Origin of the sequence: Pseudomonas sp. PIC25 (assembly GCF_002286785.1) — a bacterium.
Classification (GTDB): Bacteria; Pseudomonadota; Gammaproteobacteria; order Pseudomonadales; family Pseudomonadaceae; genus Pseudomonas_M.
Genome location: NZ_MUJY01000132.1, coordinates 1 through 14099, shown reverse-complemented (window position 1 = coordinate 14099; position 14099 = coordinate 1). Strand labels below are relative to the sequence as shown.

The following is a 14099-nucleotide window of genomic DNA, read 5'->3' as shown; positions in this document are numbered from 1 at the left end:
AGTGAACACGCCTCGCACGGAGAACGAACACCGGCTCGATAGAGCGAATGAGAAATCGGCCATCGTTTTTCTGTAAGAAAGAATCGATGTGCTCAGCCACCGATGATCTTCATCACCGTGACGCCACCGGAGAATGCCAGGTCCTGCTTATCTGCCAGCGCCCTGACCAGAAGCCGCTGCAATGCCGGAAGCGCCTGGTGGCGCGGCTTGTCGAGCAGATCGCCAATGTAGTGACGATTGCTGGAAGACAGACACCCATGCAGCCAGCCGGTGGAGGACAAGCGCAGACGCGAACAGGTACGGCAGAATGGCACGCTCTCGTTGGCAATCACACCGAAAAAGCCGCCTTCGGGAATTTCATAGCGCAAAGCCGTAGCATCCAGCGGCGCCTCGGCCTGCTGGTAGACGTAACGCTCCCCAATCAGCTCGAGCAACTCGCCCATACCGACGAACTGCTGGTTGAACGCGTTGGGATCGCGGGCAAGGTGCCCCATGCGCATCAGTTCGATGAAGCGCAGCTCGAATCCTCGCTCCAGGCAGTAATCCAGCAGCGGCAGTACCTGATCGAGATTCTTGCCGCGCAGCGGCACCATGTTCAGTTTGATTTTCAGTCCGGCAACACGCGCCTGCTCGAGGCCATCGAGAACCGTCGCCAGATCGCCGCCACGTGCGATATGACGGAACGCCTCGGCATCCAGTGTATCCAAGGAGACGTTCAGGCGACGGATGCCGGCCTCCAGCAACAGGGGAAGCTTGCGCGTCAGCAGTTGGCCGTTGGTGGTCAGGCTGATGTCCGACAGCCCCAGCGTGCCGACCGCGCGCATGAAAGGCTCGAGCTTGGGGCTTACCAGTGGCTCACCGCCCGTGATACGTAGGCGCTCGATCCCCGCTGCCTCGATCAGATAGGCTACTCCGCGAATCAAGGCTTCGGCAGAGAGTTCGTCCTGCGCGGCAACCAGACGCTTGCCGTCCGGCACGCAATAGGTACACGCATAGTTGCAGGCGGCGGTCAGGCTGATCCGCAGGTTGCGGAAACGCCTGCCCTGGCGATCGACGATCATGGACGACTCCGGAGGCTGATGTTCCCGAGTATATCCCTCGACTTACCGACCCGCATGCCTGGCAGCGCCATTCAGGCGCTGAATATCAGCCAGCCGCCGGATGCTCTCCATCGCGCCGACGCTTGTTGCCCATGCGCACGCCAATGTCCATGAGAAACTGGAAGAAACCTTCCTGATCCTCCAGCACTTCGCGCCAGAACGGCGAGTGGTACAGTGCCACGGCACCATGGACCAAGGCCCAGGCGGCACAGTAGTGGAAGTACGGCGGCACGTCCTCCAGCTTGCCTTCGGCGATGCGCCCTTCGATCAACTGGGTCAGCCGCTCGAAGTTCGAGGCGCGAATCCGGTGCAACTGCTCCACCATCTCCGGAACCTGGTTGCCCTTGACCACCTTCTCTTCCAGGCGATCGAACAGCCGATAACGCTGCGGGTCGCGCATGCGGAACTCGAAGTAAGCGCGTGACAACGCTTCCTTGTCCTTGGCGACGTTCTCCGAGTGGAAAAGCTCGTTCAAATCCCGCTCGTAGTCGAGCATCAGACGCAGATAGATCTCCGCCTTGGACTTGAAGTGCTTGTAGATGGTGCCTTTGCCGATACCGACGGCGTCGGCGATCATCTCCACGGTCACACTGTCCTCTCCTTGCTCGAGGAACAGCTTCAACGCGGTGTCGAGAATTTCCTGTTCGCGACGACGAAACTCACGGACCTTACGGGGTTCTTTCTGCATAAAGAGACTGAAGGGTCAAAACTCGAAGCCGCGTATTATGCCTAAATAGCAGGAAATTGCACGGAACAACCAATCATGTACGGCTTTCAAGACGAATTTCCGCAAGCTCATGGGCTGCGCTATCTGAACCATGCCGCTGTCGCACCCTGGCCGAAACGCGCGACTCTGGCGGTTACAGCCTTCGCCGAAGAAAACGCACGCCTAGGCGCACGTAACTATCCAGACTGGCTACAGACCGAGCGACGACTACGCGAACGCCTCAAGTACCTGCTCAATGCACCCAGCACCGCAGACATCGCGCTGGTCAAGAATACATCAGAAGCGTTGTCTTTCGTTGCCTTCGGTCTCGACTGGCGACCAGGTGACGAAATCGTCATCAGCGACGAAGAATTCCCCTCCAACCGGGTGGTATGGGAGGCGCTGAAGCCACGCGGGGTCGTGGTGAAGCAGGTCGGCCTCAAGGGCTCGGACCCGGAGGGGAATCTACTTGCCGCCTGCGGTCCACGAACCCGGCTGCTATCGATCAGCTCCGTGCAGTACGCCAGCGGCCTGCGCCTGGATATCGAACGGCTCGGTCATGCATGTCGGACTCGGGGCGTACTGTTTTGCGTCGATGCTATCCAGCATCTCGGCGCCCTGCCCTTCGACGCCCAGGCATGCGACTGCGCTTTCGCCATGGCCGACGGCCACAAATGGATGCTCGGGCCGGAAGGACTTGGCGTCTTCTATTGCCGCAGCGACATGCGGGAACAACTGACACTGCACGAGTACGGCTGGCACATGCTGGAACATGCCGGCGATTACGATCGCAACGATTGGCAGCCCGCACGAACGGCAAGACGCTTCGAATGCGGCAGCCCCAACATGCTCGGAGCCATGGCGCTGGAGGCAAGCCTCTCGCTGCTCGAAGAGGTTGGAATGGATGCCGTAGGCCTTGCGCTGGCAGACCGGGTCCAACGGCTGCACGACGGGTTGACGAGCATTGCCGGCGTGAGCCTGCACAGCCCGGGCGATCCGACCCGACGCGCCGGCATCCTGACGTTCAGCCTGAACGGCTGGGATAATCAGGCGCTGTTCGAGCGCCTCAAGGCTGAACAGGTCATCTGCGCCCAGCGCGGAGGGGGTATTCGCCTTTCCCCACACTTCTATACCGAAGCCCAGGTGATCGAAGAAACGCTGGCACTCCTGCATAGACTGGCCAACGCCTGAATCTCAACAGGAACGGTGGTATTCCAAATCTGTTTAAAAAATGAGCGAAACCAATCTGGACGTTCAGGAATCTTCGCCAATACTTCAAGGTACTGGTGCGCGGTATCTCCCCCCAAGTGCCCCGCCAGTCAAGGTACCGTGGATCGCGTACCTTTGTTTTACTCCTAATGGTCTTAACCCGGATTCATCCCCCAGAACCCGGGTTTTTTTTGCGCATGCGCCAGACTTGGCCAGCGTTACGCAGTCAAAAATGTGCCTGTGGAAACAGTCGCCTGAAATTCGCGGTGGTTTGCGCGGCAAATTCCTCGAAAGAAACCCCTCGCAGCTCCGCCAGGAACTCGGCAATCTCGCGAACATACTGCGGCAAATTCGGCTTGCCGCGGTGAGGCACGGGCGCCAGATAAGGGGAATCGGTTTCCACTAACAGACGCTCAGCCGGCACCTTGCGCGCGACATCGCGCAGAGCCTCGGCATTGCGGAACGTGACGATTCCGGACAGCGAAATATAGAAACCGATATCCAGCGCGGCCTTGGCCATTTCCCAGTCTTCGGTAAAGCAATGGAGAACGCCCGCTTGCGGCAATGCCGCCTCGCGAAGCAAGGCAAGCGTATCGGCTCGAGCTTCCCGGGTATGCACGATGACCGGCTTACCGGTAACTTTTGCGGCCTCCAGGTGCAGTCGGAAGGATTGCTGCTGGCGTTCCGCGGCCTCCGGTTCGTAGTGGTAATCCAATCCGGTTTCGCCAATTGCCACCACCCGCGGATGGTCCAACTCGCGCAGAAGCCAATCCAGCGCCGGCTCCGCACCCGGTTCGAGGTCCAAAGGGTGTACACCGATCGAACAGTCCACATCGGCATATCGCTCGGCCAGGTGTTTGACCGCTGCAGCATTGTCGGCACTCACGCCAATGCAAAGGAAATGGCCGACGCCACGCGCTCGCGCAGCATCCAGCGCTTTATCGAGGGAGCCATCATGGACACTCAGATCGAGGCGATCGAGATGGCAATGGGAGTCGACGAGCATGGAGAACCTCAATACGAAAAACCGCAAGCCCAAGCTCTCGGCTGGTGCTCCCGGCTTGCTGCTTGAGGCGTATCACTTACATCGTGTGGGTCGGCCGATCAGACTTCAAGGCGCCGGCCAGATAGGTTTCGATCTTGTTGCGGGCGGTATTGTCGCCGTCGTTGAACTGCACGCCAACACCTGCGGCACGATTACCTTGGGCGCCTTTCGGGGTTATCCAGACCACCTTTCCGGCCACCGGAATCTTTTCGGGCTCATCCATCAGATTGAGCAGCATGAAAACTTCGTCGCCGAGCTTGTAGCTCTTGTTGGTCGGAATGAACAGGCCACCGTTCTTGATGAAAGGCATATAGGCAGCGTACAGAACGGATTTGTCCTTGATGGTCAAGGAAAGGATTCCGTTACGTGGCCCCAGATTCGGTGGCAGACTCATGCGACGTTTCCCGGCTGAATTTCGGTGGGCCGATTCTAGCCCGGTCCGGGCAGGCTTGCCCACTGCACGAGCAAGGCTTCGAGAAGCAACACACGGTTGAGATTCGCCTTGCTCAATATTTTTTGCCGCTGCGCCAGTAACCAGTCCTGGATCGCCAGCACTTTCGGCTGCGGCGCCTTGTCCGCCAGGTATTGGACGACCTTGCGCATATCGTTCAGACCCAATCCTTCTTCATCACGGGTCAACTGATAACGCAACATCAAATGCGTCCAGTCGCAGAACCAGTCGAACAGCAGCAACAGCGGGACCGCATTCCAGCCCTCTGCCAATTGGCTGGGCGCCACCTGTTGCTTCAATAGCTTCTTTACACCCTCGACCACCAGAGTCCGCTGCTCCCGCGCTCCCTGTTCATGCAGCCGCAAGGCGGTCAAAGGCGACCCACCGGCAAGCACCAACAGCTCTTCACGCTCATCCGTACCGCTCTCCGGCAGGGCCTGAGCCAGCCAGGCCAGACTCTGAGAGCGGTCCGGCAAAGGGCAAGCCTGCTGCACGCATCGACTCTTGATTGTTGGAAGCAACCGACTGGGCTGATGACTGATGAGTAGTAGGACGGTATCCCCCGATGGCTCCTCCAGACTTTTCAGCAAAGCGTTGGCCGAGTTCAAGTTCATCGCCTCGGCCGGCTCCAGCAGTACGACCTTCCGCCCACCGAGCTGGGCCGTTTGCACGACGAACTCGACCAACTCGCGGACCTGGTCGACCCGGATCGCCTTGTCGGCCTCTTCAGGCTCCAGGACAAAGTTATCGGGATGAGTACCGGCCGCCAGCAAGTGGCACGCCTTGCACTGGCCGCACGCATCCAATCCGGCCGGCTGCTGGCAAAGCAGACGGGCCATCAGGCTCTCGGCCAATCGCCGCTTGCCGATCCCGGCGGGACCATGCAGTAAATAGGCATGTGCATGCCGGGAACGACCGGCCAGTTGTTGCCAGAGCCCGGCCTGCCAGGGAAATATCTTATCCACGGACTCGCTCCAGAATCTGCGGTAGCAGCGCATCGAGCGAAGCCTGTACCTCGACAAGGGGCAGCGAGGCGTCTAGGACGCAATACCCCTCCGGACGCTCGGCGGCACGACGCAGATAGGCCAGGCGGACGGCATCGAAGAACGTACGCCCCTCACGCTCGAAACGATCGAGACGGCCACGTGCACTGGCACGCGCCAGACCGACCTCTACGGGTAGATCGAAAATCAGACAGAGATCGGGACGAACTTCTCCCTGTACGAAACGCTCCAGTATGGCGATTCGCTCCTCGGGCACACCGCGCCCTCCGCCCTGATACGCATAGGTGGCATCGGTGAAACGGTCACACAACACCACCCTCCCCTCGGCCAGAGCCGGACGGATCACCTGGGCGAGATGCTGGGCACGGGCCGCGAACATCAGCAACAGTTCGGTGTCCACGGCCATTGGCTCGTCGGACGGCGCCAGGAGCAATTCGCGGATACGCTCGGCCAGAGGCGTCCCACCCGGCTCACGTGTCATAAGGACATCGATGCCATGAGCACGGAGACGCTCGGCCAGATAATCGCGATTGGTACTCTTGCCGGCCCCTTCGGGACCTTCGAGGGTGATAAACAGGCCAGTCACAGGCAGTCCTTGATCATTGCGCATCCGGCTTCGCGGCCGGCGGAATGGGTAATGGGCTGGAACGGTAGTCGGAGCGGCGATTGAGCTGAAATTCGCGCACAGCTCGATTGTGTTCCTCCAGGCTGCTGGAGAACACATGGCTGCCGTCGCCCCGGGCAACGAAATACAGGCTCTTGCCTTCCGCCGGATGCAGCGCCGCATGAATCGCTTCGCGTCCCACCAATGAAATCGGCGTGGGTGGCAGGCCTGCCTTGACATAGGTGTTGTATGGAGTCGGTTCGAGCAGATGAGCCCGCGTCAGCTTGCCGTTATAGCGCTCGCCCAAGCCATAAATCACGGTCGGATCCGTCTGCAGCAGCATTCCCAGTTTCAATCTCCGAATGAAGACCCCGGCGATCTGGCTACGCTCCTCCGGTACTCCGGTTTCCTTTTCCACCAGCGAGGCCATGATCAACGCCTCGTAGGGATCACGGTAGGGTAAGCCTTCCGCCCGTTTCTCCCACTCTTCGGCGAGCACGCTTTCCAGTCGTGCATGGGCCTGCTTGAGCAGGTCCATGTCGCTCATCCCGCGAACATAGCGGTAGGTATCCGGGAAGAAACGCCCCTCGGGGTGCAATCCGGACTGTCCCAGACGAGCCATCAATTCGGCATCGGACAGGCCATCCAGAGTCTGCTCCAACTTGGCTTGGCGCGCCAATGCCGCACGCACCTGGCGGAAATTCCAGCCCTCCACCAGCGTCAGGCTGTATTGCACTACTTCGCCACGCTGCCAGAGGCCCAGCAGGTCGATCGCACGCATACCAGGCGCCATTCGGTATTCGCCGCTGTGCAACGCGTGAGAGGCCAGATTGAACCGCCAGTAGAGACGCAACCAGAAGGCATTACGAAGAATGCCTTCGCTTTCGAGACGATTGAGCAATCCGCTGGGCGTCGCGCCGGCAGGTACATCGAGCAATTGCTCCTCCGCCAACTGCAATGGCTGCTCGAGACTCTCGTGTTGCTGCCAGGCAGCGAACGCCAGCAGCAAGCCAGCCAACAGCAGGCCACCCTCCAGCAGCAACAGTAATTTGCGTATCACGAATCAGGAACCCAGGACGTCGCGGACAAGGGCTTGCAGTTTACGGGTCAGAGGACCAACGGGCCAGTCGCGCTCTTCCAACCCGATCACAGGCCAGACGCCATAGAGGCTGTTACAGAGGAAGACTTCATCCGCCTGCAGCAATTCCTCGTAAGGAATGTCCCTTACCTCAACAGATATGCCAACAGCCTGCGCGATCACCAGGACTTCTGCCCGCATGACTCCAGCCACACCGCAGCGGGACAGGTCGGCGGTAACGAGCCGCCCGCACCGGACCATGAACAGGTTGCTGAAGACGCCTTCAATCACACGCCCCGATACATCGCGCATCAACCCTTCGGCGAAGGCGGCCCCCTGCCATTCGGCACGGGCCAGGACCTGTTCGAGTCGATTCAAGTGCTTCAGACCGGCGAGTGCCGGTTGCTCGGCGAGTCGGGTCCGGCAGGGATACAGGCTGACGCCCCGTTCGGCATTGGCAGGGGGATAGTCGGGCAAGGCGCCGCCCTGAAGAATACGCCGCGCTTGCCCACTCACCGGAGGCGCGTAGCCACGCAGACCATCGCCCCTAGTCAGAATCAGCTTGGCTACTCCGTCACCCAACACAGAACAGAATGCCAATAACTCAGACTCGATCAGCGCTTCGTCACAGACGACTCCCAACCGGGTACAACCTTCGCTCAAGCGCCGCAGATGCCGCTCCAGCAAGCGCGGCCGCCCCGCCCTGACGGCGATGGTCTCAAACAGACCATCGCCGTAGGCGAGCCCACGGTCCGTAACGGGCACATCACCCGCTGGCAGGCCGTCGACCCAGGTCAGCATCAGCCGGCAAACCGGCGGAACAGCAGCGAACCGTTTGTACCACCGAAACCGAAGGAGTTGGAAAGCACCACATCGATCGGCATGCTCTTGGCTTCATGCGGCACGAAATCGAGATCGCAGCCCTCGTCCGGATCATCCAGATTGATGGTCGGCGGAGCCACCTGATCACGAATTGCCAACACACTGAAGATCGCCTCGACAGCGCCTGCAGCACCGAGCAGATGCCCGGTCATCGACTTGGTCGAGCTGACGGTCAGACGATAAGCGTGATCGCCGAATACCGACTTGACCGCAGCCACCTCGGCAAGGTCGCCGGCAGGCGTCGATGTGCCATGGGCATTGATGTACTGGACTTGGTCGACATTCAACCCGGCATCGCGAAGTGCATTCTTCATGCAACGCGCAGCACCAGCGCCATCTTCCGGCGGCGACGTCATGTGGAAGGCATCGCCACTCATACCGAAGCCGACCAGCTCGGCATAAATGTTGGCGCCGCGCGCCTTAGCATGTTCCAGCTCTTCGAGCACCAGCGCACCGGCGCCGTCGGACAGGACAAAGCCATCACGCCCCTTATCCCAGGGACGGCTGGCACGGGTCGGCTCGTCATTGCGGGTGGACAAGGCGCGCGCAGCACCGAAGCCGCCCAAGCCCAGACCACAAGCCGCCATCTCGGAGCCACCGGCAACCATCACGTCAGCCTCGCCATAGGCGATATTACGGGCCGCCATGCCGATGCAATGAGTCCCCGTCGTACAGGCGGTGGCGATTGCATAGTTCGGCCCCTGAAGTCCCAGGTGGATCGACAGGAAACCGGACACCATATTGATGATTGAACCGGGTACGAAGAACGGCGATATGCGCCGAGGCCCCTGCTCGATCAAGGATTTGCAGTTGTTCTCGATATTGGTCAGGCCACCGATACCGGAGCCCATTGCCACACCGATACGCTCACGGTTGGCATCGGTCACTTCCAGCCCCGAATCACGGACCGCTTGGAAACTGGCCGCCAGGCCGTATTGAATGAACAGGTCGAGCTTGCGTGCTTCCTTCGCCGAAAGATATTCCTCGACGTTGAAGCCCTTCACCGATCCACCGAAGCGGGTGGAATAGGCGGAAAGGTCCATATGCTCAATGGGGCCAATGCCACTACGGCCGGCCAGAATGCCCTGCCAGCTGCTCGGCACATCGGTTCCCAGGGGCGACAACATGCCCATGCCGGTTACCACGACGCGTCTACGCGACACAGCTATCTCCTCTTGCACGTTTGCAACACTTAAAGAAAAACCGCACGCCTGTTAGGGCAGTGCGGCTTTTCCGTGTCGGGAACCCGACGATTACATTACTGCGCGTGAGCGTTGATGTAATCGATGGCTTCCTGAACGGTGGTGATCTTCTCAGCCTGCTCGTCCGGAATTTCGGTCTCGAATTCCTCTTCCAGAGCCATCACCAGCTCGACGGTGTCAAGGGAGTCGGCGCCCAGGTCTTCAACGAAGGAAGCGCTGTTGGTGACTTCCTCTTCTTTGACGCCCAGTTGCTCGGCGACGATTTTCTTGACGCGTTCTTCGATGGTGCTCATACCTTGTTTTCACTCCTATGGGAAAATCCGTGCAGCTGGGCTGCAGTGTATAGAAAGGGTTTTCAAACTTTCAAGCCAAACGGCCGTCCCCTTCAGCAACACGTCAACAAGCCGTCTCACCCATTGCACTTTTGTAACGGATTCTAGACAGCCCTTATGACAGTTTTCTGAAGGAAGACGTCACATTCAAGCCATGTACATGCCGCCATTCACTGGAATGGTAGCTCCTGTTACGTAAGCCGCACCGTCGGAAGCCAGGAAAGCCACGACACTGGCGATTTCCTCGGCCTGCCCCAGACGCCCCAGCGGAATCTGGGTCAACAAGGCTTCCCGCTGGGATTCAGGCAATTCGCGGGTCATATCGGTATCGATGAAGCCAGGGGCCACCGCATTGACGGTAATTGCACGCGATCCGACTTCCCGCGCCATCGCTCGGGTGAAACCCTCGAGTCCAGCTTTGGCGGCCGCGTAGTTGACCTGACCGGCATTACCCATGGCACCCACGACCGAACCAATATTGATGATCCGCCCCCAACGAGCTTTTGTCATGCCGCGCAGCACACCCTTGGACAAACGGAACAGGCTGTTGAGGTTGGTGTTGATAACATCATGCCATTCGTCGTCTTTCATGCGCATCATCAGGTTATCGCGCGTGATACCGGCGTTATTGACCAAGATCAGCGGCTGACCGAGATGCTGCTGAATGTGCTCCAGGGTACTGGCAACCGATTCGTCATTGGCGACATCCAATACCAGGCCGGCACCTTCGATACCGTTAGCCTTGAGCGTCTCGGCGATACGCTCGGCACCGCTCGGGCTGGTGGCGGTGCCAATCACGACAGCTCCCTGGCGCCCCAGCTCCAGCGCAATGGCCTGACCGATGCCTCGGCTCGCTCCGGTAACCAGCGCAACTTTACCTTGCAGACTCATAGTCTTCTCCTTGTTCAAGCCAAAGCGGCACGAGCAGCCGCGAAAGCTTCGGGGGTATCGAGATTATGCGTATTCACGCCTTTGACACAGCGTTTGTTCAAGCCGGAAAGCACCTTGCCAGGACCGCACTCGACCAGATCGGTCACGCCGTTTTCAGCCAGACGGACCATTGACTCTACCCAACGCACCGGACTGTAAAGCTGGGCCAGCAGGTCACGCTTCAGCGTGTCGAGATCGGATACCACAGCGGCGCTGACATTCTGGACCAGCGGAATCTCAGGCTTCTGCCAGCCGATCGCACTCACTGTTTCGGCGAAGCGCTCTGCGGCCGGACGCATCAATTCGCAATGCGACGGCACGCTGACCGGCAACGCCATGGCACGCTTGGCACCCCGCGCCTTGCAAGCCTCGATCGCCCGTTCGACCGCCGCCCTGGCTCCGGCCACCACAACCTGGCCCGGCGCATTGAAATTCACCGCACTGACCACTTCGCCCTGGGCCGCCTCGGCACAGGCAGCCAGCACATCGGCATCTTCCAGGCCGAGGATCGCAGCCATGCCGCCCTGCCCAGCCGGAACCGCCTGCTGCATCAGCTGACCGCGACGCTCCACCAGCCTCGCTGCATCGGCCAGCCCAAGGCTGCCGGCAGCGACCAGCGCCGAATATTCGCCAAGGCTGTGACCGGCCACGAAAGCGGGACGCACGCCGCCCTGAGCCAGCCACAGGCGCCACAACGCCACCGAAGCGGTGAGAATGGCTGGCTGGGTTTTGTCGGTCTGGTTGAGTTGCTCTTCCGGCCCCTGCTGGGTCAATGCCCAGAGATCGTAGCCAAGCGCCTCGGAAGCCTCAGCGAAGGCGTCCAGCACCAGAGGCTGTTGAGCGCCCTGCTCGGCCAGCATGCCGAGCGACTGGGAACCTTGGCCAGGGAAGACGAATGCGAGGGATGCGGACATGTAAACAGTTCCCTATTGATCTTATCGTCGTGACGTTCACGCCTGCATAGCCAAACGGAACGAACTCACAGTTGGATGACAGCCCTTCGGGCGCGGTCACATCATCTACAGCAAGAGATGCTCCAGACGGCCGTGAAGGCGCTCCGGAAGATTCTCCTCGATCTCCTTGAGAGCCCGCCGAATGGCACTCTGGAAACTCTCAGCCCCTGCGGAGCCGTGGCTTTTGATCACGATTCCCTGCAAGCCGAGAAAACTGGCACCGTTGTAGCGCGCCGGTGCAAGATCAGCCTGCAGACGACGCAGGTACGGCAACGCCAGCGCCCCCACCATGCGAGCAACAATCCCTTGCCGGAACAGCTCACCCATCCGCGCGGAGATCATGGCGGCCAACCCCTCGCTGGACTTCAGCAGGATGTTGCCGACGAAGCCATCGCAAACGACCACATCGGCCACCCCACGAAACAGACCATCCCCTTCGACGTAGCCGATGTAATTGAGCCCAGAGGCCTGCTGCAACAGGCTCGCAGCCAGCTTGACCTGCTGGTTACCCTTGACGTCTTCGGTGCCTACGTTGAGCAAAGCCACTCGGGGGCGATCGATGCCGAGCGCCTCCGCCGCGACAGCCCCCATGACAGCGAACTGATAGAGATGCTCTGCGCTGCAATCCACATTCGCGCCGAGATCGAGAAGATGACAATGCCCTTTTTCGGTAGGCACCGCCGTAACCATCGCCGGTCGATCGATACCCGGCAATGTTTTCAGGACATAGCGGGACAGCGCCATCAACGCCCCCGTATTACCGGCGCTGACACAAGCATGAGCCTGACCGTTACGCACCAGCTCCAGAGCCACGCGCATGGAAGAGTCCGGTTTGCCGCGCAAGGCCTGCGCGGGCCGTTCATCCATCTCGATGACTTCACCGGCATGCTGGATGCGAAGACGAGCGCGATCCACGCCGAGGTCACGGGTAACTAATTCTTCAAGGAGGGGAGTTTGACCGACAAGGATCAGTTGCAGCGAGGGGAAAGAGGCCAAACAGGCAAGGCTGGCCGGAACAATGCAGCGGGGACCGAAGTCCCCACCCATTGCGTCAATCGCGATGATCGAAGCGGACAAGGATTACTCGTCGGCGCCCTTGTCGATCACTTTGCGACCACGGTAGAAACCGTCCGGGGACACGTGGTGGCGCAGATGCACTTCACCGGTGCTCTTTTCGACGGACAGAGCGTTGGACTCCAGCGCGTCGTGGGAGCGACGCATGTCGCGCGCGGAACGGGATTTTTTGTTCTGCTGAACAGCCATAACTAATTAACTCCTAAACGTTTGGGTCACGCTTTAACTGCGCCAGTACGCTGAACGGGTTGGACCGCGATACCTCGTCCTCGCTCGGCTCAGGCTCTTCGAGACCGACCGGCTGCTGGCAAACTTCAGGGTCATGGAGCGGAACAATGGGAAGGGCGAGCAACAGCTCATCCTCGACCAACGTCAGCAGATCCAAAGGATCCTCATCCACTTCCAGCACGTCGTAACCTTTGGGTAGAGACTGGGTGTTCGCCCCAACCTTCACCACAGCGTAATCACACTCGCTATGGATCGGCAGAGCGACCAGCTCAAGACAGCGCTGGCAAACCATCTTTACCTCTACGTCGAGCTCGCTATGGATAACCACAGCCCTTTGCTCGTTACGCCCGAAAGCGAGTTTCGCACGCACAACCCCGGCATTTTCAGCCAAGGGTTCGCAAAGTCTCGGCAAATCGGCCAGCGACAGCTCCCCTTCGAGGGTGGCGTCGCGATCAGCCAATTTGCGCGGATCGACATGAGGTGGAATAGGCCCATTCAACATAGGCGCAGCATTCTAGGGATGCCCCTCCCCCCTGTCAAAGGAAATTCGGCCTGTCCGCCATCGAAACCGACGGCTAGAATCTTCGCTCATCAAGGAGAACCTCTATGCAACCCCTTGTACTCGCCTCCAGCTCTCCCTACCGGCGAGAACTCCTCGCCCGCTTGCGCCTGCCTTTTATCTGGCAATCGCCCGACATCGATGAAACCAGACGCCCCGAAGAGCCGGCCGAAGCCCTGGTCCGCCGACTCGCAGAAGAAAAGGCCAGAGCCCTCTCAGACAGCCATCCGCACCACCTGATCATCGGCTCCGATCAGGTAGCCACGCTCGGAGAGCAGATTCTCGGCAAACCCCACGAACACGCCAAAGCCCGGGAACAATTGCAGGCCGCCAGCGGCAACAGCGTGACCTTCCTCACCGGCCTGGCCCTGCTCAACACCGCGACAGGTCGCTGCCAGATGGATTGCATTCCTTTCACCGTGCACTTCCGCCTTCTGAAACCAGCCCGCATCGAGCGTTATCTGGAAGCGGAGCGCCCATACGACTGCGCCGGCAGCTTCAAGTCGGAGGGGCTGGGCATCAGCCTGTTCCGCGCAACTGATGGGGCAGACGCCACCAGCCTGATCGGGCTTCCATTGATTCGACTGGTTGACATGCTTCTTACCGAAGGCATCGAGATACCCTGACGAAAAGGCCCGGAAAACCGTAATGCTGTTCACTTAAGCGGAGCAGCCTTCCGATCCACTGGATAGCGGGTCTTCGAAATCTTCACCGTCCTGGGCCTTGATGGCCTTGGGCGGTG

The 14099-nt window shown here is 59.9% G+C and carries 17 protein-coding genes; 2 read left to right on the top strand and 15 right to left on the bottom strand.

All coding sequences use genetic code 11. From position 1 onward, the window contains the following. Positions 1-92 precede the first annotated feature (92 nt). Both BZL41_RS16385 and BZL41_RS16380 read right to left on the bottom strand, forming a co-directional pair. A complete protein-coding gene (locus tag BZL41_RS16385; RefSeq protein WP_095600292.1) occupies positions 93-1061 on the bottom strand; it encodes a GTP 3',8-cyclase MoaA in 969 nt (322 codons plus the stop codon). An 85-nt stretch (positions 1062-1146) separates the two neighbouring features. Then, positions 1147-1788 (bottom strand): TetR/AcrR family transcriptional regulator, encoded by a 642-nt coding sequence (locus BZL41_RS16380; protein WP_084333994.1) that lies wholly within the window; start codon positions 1786-1788, stop codon positions 1147-1149. A gap of 75 nt (positions 1789-1863) precedes the next feature. On the opposite strand from BZL41_RS16380, the gene BZL41_RS16375 reads away from it, so the two are divergent. Next, a complete protein-coding gene (locus tag BZL41_RS16375) occupies positions 1864-2997 on the top strand; it encodes an aminotransferase class V-fold PLP-dependent enzyme (protein ID WP_095600291.1) in 1134 nt (377 codons plus the stop codon). Between the two features lie 244 nt (positions 2998-3241). Here the strand turns inward: BZL41_RS16375 and BZL41_RS16370 are convergent, their stop codons facing one another. The 13 genes from BZL41_RS16370 to BZL41_RS16310 all read right to left on the bottom strand — a co-directional run bounded on the left by BZL41_RS16370 (position 3242) and on the right by BZL41_RS16310 (position 13300). Beyond that, entirely contained in the window at positions 3242-4021 is a 780-nt protein-coding gene (locus tag BZL41_RS16370) for a TatD family hydrolase (protein WP_095600290.1), read from the bottom strand. A 76-nt stretch (positions 4022-4097) separates the two neighbouring features. After that, complete coding sequence (locus BZL41_RS16365; RefSeq protein WP_003245164.1) at positions 4098-4454, bottom strand: PilZ domain-containing protein; 357 nt, start codon at positions 4452-4454, stop codon at positions 4098-4100. A gap of 35 nt (positions 4455-4489) precedes the next feature. Beyond that, a complete protein-coding gene (locus BZL41_RS16360; RefSeq protein ID WP_095600289.1) occupies positions 4490-5476 on the bottom strand; it encodes a DNA polymerase III subunit delta' in 987 nt (328 codons plus the stop codon). Continuing rightward, positions 5469-6101 (bottom strand): dTMP kinase, encoded by a 633-nt coding sequence (gene tmk / locus BZL41_RS16355; protein WP_095600367.1) that lies wholly within the window; start codon positions 6099-6101, stop codon positions 5469-5471. The genes BZL41_RS16360 and tmk overlap by 8 nt, the downstream gene beginning before the upstream one ends. Before the next feature lie 13 nt (positions 6102-6114). Then, positions 6115-7179: an endolytic transglycosylase MltG gene (gene mltG / locus BZL41_RS16350; protein ID WP_095600288.1), complete on the bottom strand. Its 1065-nt coding sequence runs from the start codon at positions 7177-7179 to the stop codon at positions 6115-6117. A gap of 3 nt (positions 7180-7182) precedes the next feature. Continuing rightward, a complete protein-coding gene (gene pabC, locus BZL41_RS16345; RefSeq protein WP_095600287.1) occupies positions 7183-7998 on the bottom strand; it encodes an aminodeoxychorismate lyase in 816 nt (271 codons plus the stop codon). Continuing rightward, entirely contained in the window at positions 7998-9242 is a 1245-nt protein-coding gene (gene fabF, locus BZL41_RS16340) for a beta-ketoacyl-ACP synthase II (RefSeq protein ID WP_095600286.1), read from the bottom strand. Before fabF ends, pabC begins: the two co-directional genes overlap by 1 nt. Before the next feature lie 95 nt (positions 9243-9337). Continuing rightward, positions 9338-9574 carry an acyl carrier protein gene (gene acpP, locus BZL41_RS16335; RefSeq protein WP_003283670.1) on the bottom strand — a complete coding sequence of 79 codons (237 nt, stop codon included), beginning with the start codon at positions 9572-9574 and terminating at the stop codon, positions 9338-9340. A gap of 186 nt (positions 9575-9760) precedes the next feature. Then, positions 9761-10504 carry a 3-oxoacyl-ACP reductase FabG gene (gene fabG, locus BZL41_RS16330; RefSeq protein WP_095600285.1) on the bottom strand — a complete coding sequence of 248 codons (744 nt, stop codon included), beginning with the start codon at positions 10502-10504 and terminating at the stop codon, positions 9761-9763. A gap of 14 nt (positions 10505-10518) precedes the next feature. Continuing rightward, entirely contained in the window at positions 10519-11457 is a 939-nt protein-coding gene (gene fabD, locus BZL41_RS16325; protein WP_095600284.1) for an ACP S-malonyltransferase, read from the bottom strand. Positions 11458-11562: 105 nt separating this feature from the next. Next, positions 11563-12573, bottom strand: coding sequence for a phosphate acyltransferase PlsX (gene plsX, locus BZL41_RS16320; protein ID WP_095600283.1), 1011 nt, complete (start codon positions 12571-12573; stop codon positions 11563-11565). Between the two features lie 3 nt (positions 12574-12576). Beyond that, on the bottom strand, positions 12577-12759 hold the full coding sequence (gene rpmF / locus BZL41_RS16315; protein ID WP_084334003.1) for a 50S ribosomal protein L32: 183 nt from the start codon (positions 12757-12759) through the stop codon (positions 12577-12579). Between the two features lie 13 nt (positions 12760-12772). Beyond that, on the bottom strand, positions 12773-13300 hold the full coding sequence (locus BZL41_RS16310; protein WP_095600282.1) for a YceD family protein: 528 nt from the start codon (positions 13298-13300) through the stop codon (positions 12773-12775). A gap of 104 nt (positions 13301-13404) precedes the next feature. Here BZL41_RS16310 and BZL41_RS16305 point away from each other — a divergent pair, with 104 nt between their 5' ends. Next, positions 13405-13983 (top strand): nucleoside triphosphate pyrophosphatase, encoded by a 579-nt coding sequence (locus BZL41_RS16305; RefSeq protein ID WP_095600281.1) that lies wholly within the window; start codon positions 13405-13407, stop codon positions 13981-13983. Positions 13984-14099 lie beyond the last annotated feature (116 nt).

Coding starts and splice junctions, on each gene's coding strand:
- BZL41_RS16365 (WP_003245164.1), bottom strand. CDS start 4,454: ATGAGTCTGCCACCGAATCTGGGGCCACGTAACGGAATCCTTTCCTTG.
- rpmF (WP_084334003.1), bottom strand. CDS start 12,759: ATGGCTGTTCAGCAGAACAAAAAATCCCGTTCCGCGCGCGACATGCGT.
- BZL41_RS16305 (WP_095600281.1), top strand. CDS start 13,405: ATGCAACCCCTTGTACTCGCCTCCAGCTCTCCCTACCGGCGAGAACTC.
- BZL41_RS16385 (WP_095600292.1), bottom strand. CDS start 1,061: ATGATCGTCGATCGCCAGGGCAGGCGTTTCCGCAACCTGCGGATCAGC.
- pabC (WP_095600287.1), bottom strand. CDS start 7,998: ATGCTGACCTGGGTCGACGGCCTGCCAGCGGGTGATGTGCCCGTTACG.
- fabD (WP_095600284.1), bottom strand. CDS start 11,457: ATGTCCGCATCCCTCGCATTCGTCTTCCCTGGCCAAGGTTCCCAGTCG.
- acpP (WP_003283670.1), bottom strand. CDS start 9,574: ATGAGCACCATCGAAGAACGCGTCAAGAAAATCGTCGCCGAGCAACTG.
- fabG (WP_095600285.1), bottom strand. CDS start 10,504: ATGAGTCTGCAAGGTAAAGTTGCGCTGGTTACCGGAGCGAGCCGAGGC.
- BZL41_RS16380 (WP_084333994.1), bottom strand. CDS start 1,788: ATGCAGAAAGAACCCCGTAAGGTCCGTGAGTTTCGTCGTCGCGAACAG.
- BZL41_RS16370 (WP_095600290.1), bottom strand. CDS start 4,021: ATGCTCGTCGACTCCCATTGCCATCTCGATCGCCTCGATCTGAGTGTC.
- BZL41_RS16375 (WP_095600291.1), top strand. CDS start 1,864: ATGTACGGCTTTCAAGACGAATTTCCGCAAGCTCATGGGCTGCGCTAT.
- BZL41_RS16310 (WP_095600282.1), bottom strand. CDS start 13,300: ATGTTGAATGGGCCTATTCCACCTCATGTCGATCCGCGCAAATTGGCT.